The organism is Paraburkholderia phosphatilytica, assembly GCF_003443895.1.
Taxonomy (GTDB): domain Bacteria; phylum Pseudomonadota; class Gammaproteobacteria; order Burkholderiales; family Burkholderiaceae; genus Paraburkholderia; species Paraburkholderia phosphatilytica.
Genome location: NZ_QQOA01000064.1, coordinates 18278 through 28312, shown reverse-complemented (window position 1 = coordinate 28312; position 10035 = coordinate 18278). Strand labels below are relative to the sequence as shown.

9 protein-coding genes are annotated in these 10035 nt (G+C 60.8%); 7 read left to right on the top strand and 2 right to left on the bottom strand.

From position 1 onward, the window contains the following. Positions 1-246: 246 nt before the first annotated feature. The 3 genes from DVS29_RS34965 (at position 247) to DVS29_RS34955 (ending at position 5055) form a co-directional block, all read left to right on the top strand. Positions 247-816: a DUF4232 domain-containing protein gene (locus DVS29_RS34965; protein WP_118185616.1), complete on the top strand. Its 570-nt coding sequence runs from the start codon at positions 247-249 to the stop codon at positions 814-816. A gap of 31 nt (positions 817-847) precedes the next feature. After that, positions 848-4639: an ATP-binding protein gene (locus tag DVS29_RS34960; RefSeq protein WP_164708064.1), complete on the top strand. Its 3792-nt coding sequence runs from the start codon at positions 848-850 to the stop codon at positions 4637-4639. Positions 4640-4728: 89 nt separating this feature from the next. Continuing rightward, positions 4729-5055 (top strand): hypothetical protein, encoded by a 327-nt coding sequence (locus DVS29_RS34955; RefSeq protein WP_118185612.1) that lies wholly within the window; start codon positions 4729-4731, stop codon positions 5053-5055. Positions 5056-5124: 69 nt separating this feature from the next. On the opposite strand, the gene DVS29_RS34950 is transcribed toward DVS29_RS34955, so the two are convergent. Then, the gene (locus DVS29_RS34950; RefSeq protein ID WP_240655965.1) at positions 5125-6141 is read right to left on the bottom strand and encodes a cellulase family glycosylhydrolase; all 1017 of its coding nucleotides are present in this window, start codon (positions 6139-6141) and stop codon (positions 5125-5127) included. On the opposite strand from DVS29_RS34950, the gene DVS29_RS37530 reads away from it, so the two are divergent. The 4 genes from DVS29_RS37530 (at position 6140) to DVS29_RS34935 (ending at position 8390) form a co-directional block, all read left to right on the top strand. Continuing rightward, positions 6140-6406: a hypothetical protein gene (locus DVS29_RS37530; RefSeq protein WP_164708062.1), complete on the top strand. Its 267-nt coding sequence runs from the start codon at positions 6140-6142 to the stop codon at positions 6404-6406. The genes DVS29_RS34950 and DVS29_RS37530 overlap by 2 nt on opposite strands. Positions 6407-6468: 62 nt before the next feature. Then, positions 6469-6879 carry a hypothetical protein gene (locus DVS29_RS37105; RefSeq protein WP_124800755.1) on the top strand — a complete coding sequence of 137 codons (411 nt, stop codon included), beginning with the start codon at positions 6469-6471 and terminating at the stop codon, positions 6877-6879. A gap of 123 nt (positions 6880-7002) precedes the next feature. Next, positions 7003-7683 carry a hypothetical protein gene (locus tag DVS29_RS34940; RefSeq protein ID WP_124800754.1) on the top strand — a complete coding sequence of 227 codons (681 nt, stop codon included), beginning with the start codon at positions 7003-7005 and terminating at the stop codon, positions 7681-7683. Positions 7684-8036: 353 nt separating this feature from the next. Further along, the gene (locus DVS29_RS34935) at positions 8037-8390 is read left to right on the top strand and encodes a DUF1428 domain-containing protein (RefSeq protein WP_008920469.1); all 354 of its coding nucleotides are present in this window, start codon (positions 8037-8039) and stop codon (positions 8388-8390) included. Positions 8391-8461: 71 nt separating this feature from the next. Here the strand turns inward: DVS29_RS34935 and DVS29_RS34930 are convergent, their stop codons facing one another. After that, positions 8462-9994, bottom strand: a complete 1533-nt coding sequence (locus DVS29_RS34930) for a sulfatase family protein (protein WP_118185603.1) — start codon at positions 9992-9994, stop codon at positions 8462-8464. Positions 9995-10035: the final 41 nt, after the last annotated feature.

Sequence of the window (10035 nt, the reverse complement as noted above, 5' to 3'; positions counted from 1 at the left end):
GATCGCCTCCAGAGCATGAACTGAACCGCCGTATGCGGAACCGCACGTACGGTGGTGTGAGAGGGCTGAGGGGGTAACCCCTCACCCTACTCGATCAGTTACAGACCTTTACACGCGTGAACGACACTAAAGCATGGTTCGCCCGTTAAAGCAGGACGGAGCGTCGATAATAGAAGCGCGTGGCTATCCGGCTTTGCGCGCTTCCATTTTGACGTCGGTTGCACTACCCGAACCCGCTTTGGATCGATGAAAACGAACTTTGCAGCGTATTCTCTTCTCCTTGCCATAACCACCAGCGCCCACGCTCAAGCGGGTGCGAAACCAGCGCCGGCTAAGGACTGCCTCGCCGGCCAGCTATCCGTCACGACCGATAGCGGCAACGGAGAATTCGACGGCATGAGCCATAGCGGCACGCAGCTCGTGATCCGCAATACGTCTTCCGCGGCGTGCCGCGTTCAAAGCCTGCCGGCTGTGGCCATGAAGGGCAGTAGCGGCGAACCTTTGCAGGTGTCGGTCGTGCCGGCCAGCAACCCGTTTCGCGGGCCTATGGTGAATGGGAAACCTGTCCCGATGGGGCATGGTCCCGTCGTGCTGCCAGTGACACTGCAAGCGGGCGCTCAGGCAAACTCGACTTTGCGCTGGGTCTCGGGCGAGGTGTACGACCACAGTGTCTGCGTCGACGTTGCGTCGGCTTCGCTATCGACGGCGGACGGCAGCATTGACGCGCCGCTCGCCGCGCATATCTGCGGTCCCGACGAACAGCATGTCCAGATCACCGCGACCCGTTTCATCGCCCACCGGGGCGGCAAGATGTAAGCTAAGGAGACCAGGTCGGGAGAGTCAAGGCATGAAGTCGTCAGGAGACACCAGCCAGCCGTATTCCGTCATGGGCACGGACAGCGCGAATCACGACGGCGTGATGGCGCGACTCGTGAACGACTTCGACTGGTCGTCCACGCGGCTGGGGCCGCCTTCGGACTGGTCCGCAAGCCTGCGCATGATCGTCCGCTTCGTGCTTGGCAACCGGATCCCGATGCTTCTGTGGTGGGGACCTGACTACATCCAGATTTACAACGATGCGTACGCGCCGATTCTGGGCGCCAAGCATCCGCGTCAGGCTTTGGGGCAACCGTTCCGCGAGTGCTGGAACGAGGTATTCGACGTGCTGGGGCCGCTCGTCGACGTGCCGTTCAACGGTGGGCAAGCCACCTATATGGACGACATCGAACTGGTTGTGCGCCGGCATGGTTTTGCCGAAGAGAGTCATTTCACCATCGCCTACAGCCCGGTTCCCGACGATACCGCGCCGCGTGGAATTGGCGGAGTGCTGGCAACCGTCGTCGAAATCACGCAGCGCGTGATCGGCGAGCGCCGGCTCAAGATTCTGGGCGATCTCGGCTCGCATGTGACCGAGGCCAAGACGGCCGAAGAAGCGTGCCAGCGCGCAGCGGCCGTACTCTCGGCACACGCGAAGGATATCCCGTTCGTACTGCTCTACCTGCGCGATGACGCGACCGGGGTGATGCGGCTGGTCGGATCGGCGGGTTTCGAGCAGGGCAATGGACCGCCCACGGAGATCAGCGTCGAACCGCCGCAAGGCGAACTGGCCGCGCGGCTGGCTGAAGTCATGCATAGCGGCGCGATTCGTCTGCACGACGGATTATCCGACGTATTGCCTCACGTCCCGCCGGCTTCGATTCCCGGCGCTGCGGATCAGTTTGCCGTCGTGCCGATCAAGTCGAATGCGGCCGATCGTTATGCCGGTGCGCTCGTTGCCGGCCTTAGCGCGTTCATCCGTCCTGACGCGCCGTACGTCAGCTTCCTCGAACTCACCGCGAGCCAGATTGCGTCGGCCGTGACGAATGCGCGCGCTTACGAGGAAGAGCGGCGGCGCGCGGAGGCGCTGGCTCAGATCGATCGCGCGAAGACCGCGTTCTTCTCGAACGTGAGCCACGAATTTCGTACACCGCTGACACTGATGCTGGTACCGCTGGTGGATGCGCTGGCGACGCCCGATGTGCCCGCTCACGTGCTGAGCGAACTCGAGGTCGCCCACCGCAACGCACAGCGCCTGCTCAAACTCGTGAACTCGTTGCTCGACTTCGCGCGCATCGAGGCCGGACGCGCGGATGCGTTGTATACCCCCGTCGACCTGGCTGTGCTCACGCGCGACGTGGCCAGTTCGTTTCGCTCGGCGATGGAACGCGCGGGGCTCGGTTATCACGTGCAGTGCGACACGCTCGGCGAGCCGGTGTACGTCGATCACGCGATGTGGGAGCGGGTGATCCTCAACCTCGTTTCCAACGCGTTCAAGTTCACGTTCGACGGCGAGGTCCGCATCCGTCTCACGCGGGGCGACGGCTGTGCGGTGTTCGAAGTGGCCGATACCGGCGTCGGCGTTCCTGCGCAGGAACTGCCTAAACTGTTCGACCGCTTTCACCGCGTGGAAGGTGCACGCTCACGAACGCATGAGGGATCGGGCATCGGGCTCGCGCTCGTGCAGGAGATTGTCCGTCTGCACGGCGGGACGATCGAGGTCGACAGCGAAGTGGGTGTGGGCAGCACGTTCCGCGTGTCGCTTCCCTTTGGCACTGCGCATATTCCGCCGGAGCAGTTGAGGGCGGCAACGGCGTTGCCGTCCGCAGCGAGCGGAGCCAAGGCGTACGTTGACGAAGCGTTGCGCTGGCTGCCCGGCGAGGACACGCATCCGGCCGCGCCGGTGTGGGCCGAAGACCGGTCGGCCGATGAAAATCACATCGACAGTCGCTTCGCGCACACCTACGGCGCGCGCATCCTGCTGGCCGATGACAATGCCGACATGCGCGCGTATCTGCGCGATCTGCTGGGACCACACTACGCGGTCGACCTGGTTCACGACGGCGAGGATGCAATGTCGCACGCGATCGCGCAACGGCCCGACCTGATACTGGCCGACGTGATGATGCCGAGACTCGACGGCTTCGGGTTGATCGCCCGCCTGCGGGACGACGTGGAACTGCGCGATGTTCCCGTCATCCTGATTTCCGCGCGCGCGGGCGAGGAATCGAGAATCGAGGGCCTCGCTGCCGGCGCCGACGACTACATCGTCAAGCCGTTCTACGCGCGCGAACTGCTGAGCCGTGTGGGGTCGCTGCTCGAACTGGCGCGTCAGCGGCGCGAAGGCGAGGCACGCTTTAGAGCTTATGTGCAGGCCACCAACGACGTCGTGTACCGGATGAGCGCGGACTGGCGGGAAATGCGGCAACTGCAGGGACGAAACTTCATTCCCGATGAAGCCGGCCCCAACCAGACCTGGCTCGACAAGTACATCCGCGCGGAGGACCAGCCGCAAGTGATCGCGGCGATCGAGCAGGCCATCCGCACGCGCTCCAACTTCGAACTCGAGCACCCGGTGATCCGCGTCGACGGAACCGTCGGCTGGACGTTTTCGCGCGCCATTCCGCTGTTCGACGACGAAGGCAACATCGTCGAATGGTTCGGTGCTGCGTCGGACGTCACCGAGCGGCGCGAGTCGCACGAAGCGTTGCAGCGGCACCGACGCGCGCTCGAAGAGGCGGACCGGCAGAAGAACGAGTTCCTCGCGATGCTGGCGCACGAGTTGCGCAATCCGCTCGCGCCGCTGCGCAACGGCGCCGATCTGTTGCAGCGCCTTGTCGTCGAACCCGCGACCGCGCGGCGGACCGTGGACATCATCGAGCGGCAGGTGACCCAGTTGACGAGACTCGTCGACGATCTGCTCGACTTCTCGCGCATCACGCAGGGCAAGATCGAATTGCGGCGCGCGCCGCAGCGCCTCGATCATCTGATCGCGAACTCTTTGGAAAGCATCGAGCTGCTGGTGCGCGACAGGAATCACTCGATTGCCGTGCATTCCGGGCCGCATCCGCTGATCGTCAACGGCGATCCGCAGCGCCTCGTGCAGTGCTTCGTCAACGTGCTCACGAATGCCGCGAAGTACACGCCGCCTTCGGGCGAGATTCGCGTGAGGACACGGCAGGATGGCGACGAGGCGGTCGTGACCATCAGCGATAACGGCGTCGGCATTCCGGCCGACATGCTGCCGCGCGTCTTCGATCTGTTTACCCAGGGCGAGCGCATGCTGGACCGTTCGCTAGGCGGCCTGGGGATTGGCCTTGCCGTCGTCAAGCGTCTGGTCGAAATGCATGGCGGGTCGATCACCGTCTATAGCGATGGCCTTGACCTGGGGGCGACGTTCGAAATACGGCTTCCGTTAGCGCAGACCGAGACGAGAGCCAAAACGGCAGCCACGGAACCGCGAGTGTGTGCGCGCAGGATTCTGGTGGTGGACGACAACCGCGATGGCGCGGATGTGTTGGCGGAGCTCCTGCAACAGGATGGGCACGACGTGATGGCGGTGTATTCGAGCCGCGGTGCGCTGGAGGCGCTCAGTCGCTTTCAGCCCGACATCATTCTGCTCGATATCGGTCTTCCGGAAATCGACGGATACGAACTCGCGGGAATGATCCGTCAGGAGGAGAGACTACGGCACGTGCGGCTCATTGCGATCACGGGTTACGGCCAGGAAGAGCACAAGGCGCGAGCGGAAGCGGCAGGGTTTGCCGCACATCTTCTCAAGCCGGTAGAGTTTGCGCGTCTTCGGCAACTGCTTGCCGAGTGAACGGGCGGCACGACGATTGCGCAGTTCATGCTCAAGCAGACGGCTAACGTTTGCGTCCATATTCCAATCTATTCAAGGAGGGAAGGATCATGAGCAAGACAACCAGCGCATTGATCGCGGCCGCTGCCGCACTCGCACTGTCGGGTGGCGCGTTTGCACAGACAGCCGGCGGTAGTGGTTCGTCGAGCCAGGGCAGCACGGCCAGCCCGGCGAACCAGATGAACCAGATGAATCAGCCGAGCGACACATCGGGCGGTTACGGCACGCCGGGCACCTATGGTTCGGAAAACGGTACGGTGGGCGGCGCGCCGAATTCGGGCATGCCCAGCGCAGATACCGGCACGATGACCCCGGCCCCCAAGACCAACAACACGCTTGCGACCCCATCTGTGAAGTCGCCTGCTGGTGGGCAATAACTGCGTTTAAGGGTGATCGGCCCGCGCGAGCCGGGTGCTCGCGCGGCATCGCTTAGTTGCATCGCTTACTTAGTTAGACAGACCATCCGAAAGCGTTAGCGCACGCGAATAGTTGGCCAGGAAGTCGTTGTAGACGAGCGTACCTGAGCCATCAATCTGCATGTTCTGCGCGATGTTGTCGTAGTTGGTGAGCGTCCATCCCGGAATGTCCTGCACGACGAATCGAGGCACGTCGAACGCACCCGTGCACAACGAGATCGAGTGACTGCGCAGGTAGTTCACCAGGTCGACCGCGACCTGATAGCTGGTGAGACTCCCAAGGCCGAGCGTCAAACCCGTTGGCGCCGACCACTCGTCCGCCCATACCGGCACCTTGGTGCTGGGAATGCCAAAATCCTGATCCCATTGCGATTCATCGGCCGACCCGTGCTGATACGGATGCACCGCGTAGACGAGGCGGTTCAGCGGGTCCGTGACCGTAGGCAGACCGTTTAGCGTGCCCGCCAGTTGCAGACCGTCCAGAACGAACACGTTCTGCGCGCCATTGGAGCGCAGGTGGGTGATGAGCGACTGCATGCCGATCGAAGCCGTGGTCTGCCCGCTCACTGTGCCGCCGTTGAGCCACAACTGCCAGTTAGCGGTGGTCTCGGGCAGATTGGGCTCGTTATAGAGTTCGAAGACCACGCCGCGATCCGTTCCGAACTGCGCGGCCAGCAGGTCCCAGTCGCTTTGCGTCTCTGCCGTTGGCAGCGGATGAGGCGACGTCTCACCGCTGATCGCCTCGTCCTGCATCATGATCATCACGACGAATCCGGCCTGACGCGCTGTCTTGATCGCACTCACGACCTGAGCGAGATAGCCTGAATCGTATAGCGGCGACGCGGGGTCCAGCGCGGGCTGGCCAATCTGGAAACGAATGGTGTCGGCCTGATAATTGTGGATGGCCGCGAGTTCTGTTGAGCCGAAATTATTGCGTGCGTTGAGGACGCCGCTCTGGCTAGAGTCGGCTTGCAGCGCGGCGAGCGGCCGTACAAATGCTTGCAGGACCACGCCTCTGGACATCCACGGGCTGCCGTTCAGCGTCATGCTCAAGCCCGACACGTCGACCACTTGTTGGGACGCGGTAGTCGTCGTTGTGCCCGGCGAGGTTCCGGAACTGCTGGAGCTGCTTGAGCCGCTTGAGCCGCCACCGCATCCTCCTGTCAGTAAAGCGGCACACAATGAGCAGGCGAGCAGGGCACGTTTGCGAGTCATGTCGGGGATCCTCGTTTTGATTTTTTCAATTGCATTTCGATGCATGGCGGCGGCCGTGGCCGTGGCCAGGGCGAAGGCGAAGGCGAAGGCCTCGTAACACGTGCCGTGCCTGCACGACCGCGCTGAACGTGGTGCTACGCTTGGCGAGCAAGGGATTGCATGTCGTGGGTCGTGCAAAGGGGTAAACGCGGCGGGCGCGAAATTCCGTCGGGGGCTTTTGTAACAGGTGTGTGTGGGGGCGAATTCTATTGGCTGGTGTCGGCCAGGAGCGGACGGTCGACTTCGCGCCCCGGATCGCTGACAATTGAATTGCTTTTCAACATGAGTTTAAAGATGGATGATCGCGTGCAAGAGCTGAAGATTCCAGGAACAAAGGGAAAAGAAATTCCCCTGATTTTCTACTACTTTATCTGCTTCGCTGTCGTCGAATTTGGACGTAGACAAGGTTGGTACCGCACGAACATCGGGGCTGGGACGGTTGATGACACGCGGTCGATTTATTCTTCGTGGAAGTTAGATGGGGCAACGCGCGAGACGGAAGCCGGCCACGACGGGACATTCGGCCTGTGATCACGAATCGTCAACGATTGTCTGGCGAAATTCGCACGCGGACCGACCGGACCGACTCTGTCACGTAAAATATCCTGACTGGTAACGACCATCCTGCGCGAGGGTACCGGGAATTCAGACTCAATGTCACATTCAAAAGAAAAGCAGAAGTCACGCACGGCCGGGGAAAACCGCATTGCATTTACACCGACCGCGCTATGGCTCGGGCTAATCGCCCTGTGTTGCTTCATGTGGGAAATGGATCACGGCACAATCCTTGTAGCTCTAACTGCGATTTTTGGATTCCCAATCCTGGCAATCGGCAGCCTTATCGAAGCGGCACGCGCAAGCGTCCTTCGAAAATGGCGTTGCCTCGCATCACTCTTTTTTGCGCCCCTCGTCAGTATTTTTGTTCTCTCGTTGATAGCCAACAGATTGATTGATCTTGACCGCATTCATTTCTTCGTCGTGAAATACCCACACCAACTTGAATTGCGCTATCTGCGATCTGAGGAGCGGCAATATCACACCTGGAACTGGGGGCTTGATGCTCCGTTGCTTGGTCCAGGGGTGGCTTACAATCTCATTTATGACGCGACTGGGAAAATCATATGGGGACGCAAGTCTGAACAGGGCAACAGTATGTTCGTGCGCCCGATGGGTGCGAATTTTTATCTGGTCGCCGAGACAGAAGACAACGACGACGTGTGCCATGAAATGTCGGACCTTGGTGGGGCTCTGCGAGGCCTTGGACTGGGAGCGAACAAAGTGGAAGATCAGTGGCGCCAGGCGTGCGAGCTGGCGAATCGCGCACACACCGATTGAGCGGGTTGTCGGTTTCTGCGTCCTTGTGCGAGAGTGGACGCGCTTGTCTGCGCTTGTCTGCGCTTGTCTGCAGCGCGGCTGCTCCTTCGCACCGACCTGCCGTGATTGATTGCGCAAGAGAACATGACGGAAACAAGAACATGGTGGTACAACCTCCTCGGCATTGGGCAACCGCTTAAGTGAGCAGGTCGACGCCATGCCTCAAAGCGCCGCTTGGTCAAAGCAGGCTATCGGCGCAAGGGAATCGACTATTGTCGATTTTTTGACTCCTCGCTCGTCGTGCGTATGGGCGGTCATGTTGCGATGCGCTGCCGACCGGTACCTATAGTCCGTATGGGAAAAGGAGATTGCGAATGACTTACGTCGATGGATTTGTTGTCCCCGTGCCTACAGCCAACCGCGAAGTTTACAGACAGTTCGCCGAAAGAGCGGCGGCCGTCTTCAAGGAGCACGGCGCGTTGAAGGTGGTCGAATGCTGGGGAGATGACGTGCCGGAGGGCAAGGTGACGTCGTTTCCAATGGCGATCAAGCGCAAGGATGATGAGACGGTGGTGTTCTCTTGGGTTGTCTGGCCGTCGCATCAGTCGCGAGACGAAGGAATGAAAGCGGTAATGGCCGACCCGCGGCTGCAACCAGATAAAGATCCGATGCCTTTTGATGGCCAGCGGCTAATCTATGGCGGTTTCGAAGTGATTGTCGACGCGTGATGGCAGAAAAACATGGCGGAGTTTCCGGATCTCATTCAAAACGGGACGTGCGACGCAGTAGAGAGTGACGTTCAATACGCACCGAGCACCGCGCCGCCCGCGTCCGCTATCGGGGGCATTGACGCATGCAGTTCATCCCGAAGCTCCGCGACCGTGTCCTGAACTCGCGCTTCCGAGAACAGATTCCAGTGTTCCCAAGGGTCCGCTTTGAGGTCAAACAACTCGCCCCACGTTGGCTCGTTCGGATAACACGTGAAGCGCCATCGATCCGTGATGATCGTCTGGTTATATACCCGCGCGTCCGCGCGCGGATGATATTCCGCAAACAGACGGTCGCGCAGCCCGGTTTGCTGGCCCAACGCTATGACGCTCAGATCCAGACCGTCGCTAACCGGCGCTTGCGCGTCGAATAGCGTCGCAAACGTCGAGACAAAGTCCAGGTGACTGGTCATCGCTCGCGTTCGGGAACCGCCCGCGATACCAGGGCCGCTGATCAACAATGGCACCTGCAATAGCTGCCGGTAAGGAGGCGGCCCCTTGCGGAGCAGTCCGTGATCCCCGAGAAGTTCACCGTGATCCGATGTGAAGACGATATAGGTATTGTCGAGCGCGCCGGTTGCGCCGAGCGCATCGAGTATTCGGCCGATCGCATCGTCGATCATGCGGATACTGCCATACGTATGTGCAATGACCTTGCTGATTGTGTCGTCCGAGATCGAATCCGTGCGCAGCATGAAACCCTGCTCGCGATTCTTCGAGCCAGGCGGAATATACGCATCCTGCGCGGGATCGTCGCAATCCAGCACATACCCGGGCATGCGGTCCAGCTCACCCGGCACGACTTTCGGCGCAGGCACCCTGGCTGGGTCGAACAGATCGCAATACGGTTGCGGTGGTGAAAACGGATGATGCGGGTCCGGGAAGGACACGAACAGGCAAAAACGTTCCTGCCCGGCATAGTGACGAATAGCGTCAACCGCGCGATCGCCGATCCAGCTCGTGTAATGCAGCGACGCTGGAATCGCGTTCTTCCAGATCTCTTTCAGGTCCGACGCAGCATGGCCCAGCGACGCGTCGCGCTCGTAGAGCCCCGAAGCATCCGGGTGGTACCGCTTTAGCCAGGCAGCGTAATGTCCCGCCTTCACAGACTCGTTTGCTTCGCCTAACACCAGCTCGACGTGATCGAAACCATAATACGGCCCAGTCCAACTCGCAGCATCGGGGCGATCCCAATAGGCCAGCGATTCCGGCATATCGAGCGCAGCCGGCGCGAGCAGAGGCTGATAATGCAACTTGCCGATCGCATGCGTGACAAGGCCCTGGTCTTTCAGCATTTGCCAGAGCGTCGGCCTGGCTCCGTCCAGCGCAATACCATTGCGCGTCAGCCCATGATGTCGTGGATACAGACCCGACGCCATGGTGGCACGGCTGGGTGAACAGATCTGGTTCGGCGTGTAATGCCGATCGAACATCATGCCCCGCCGTGCGAGGCGGCTCAGATTGGTCGTGCCAATCACCGCGTTGCCCGCCGCCGACAGAGCGTCGTAACGCATCTGGTCGACGCAGATAAACACGAGATTCTTCTGCTGCTCTTTTCCATTCACTCGATTCTTTCCTTTGCACAGGTCGGTTATGGAGCAACGGA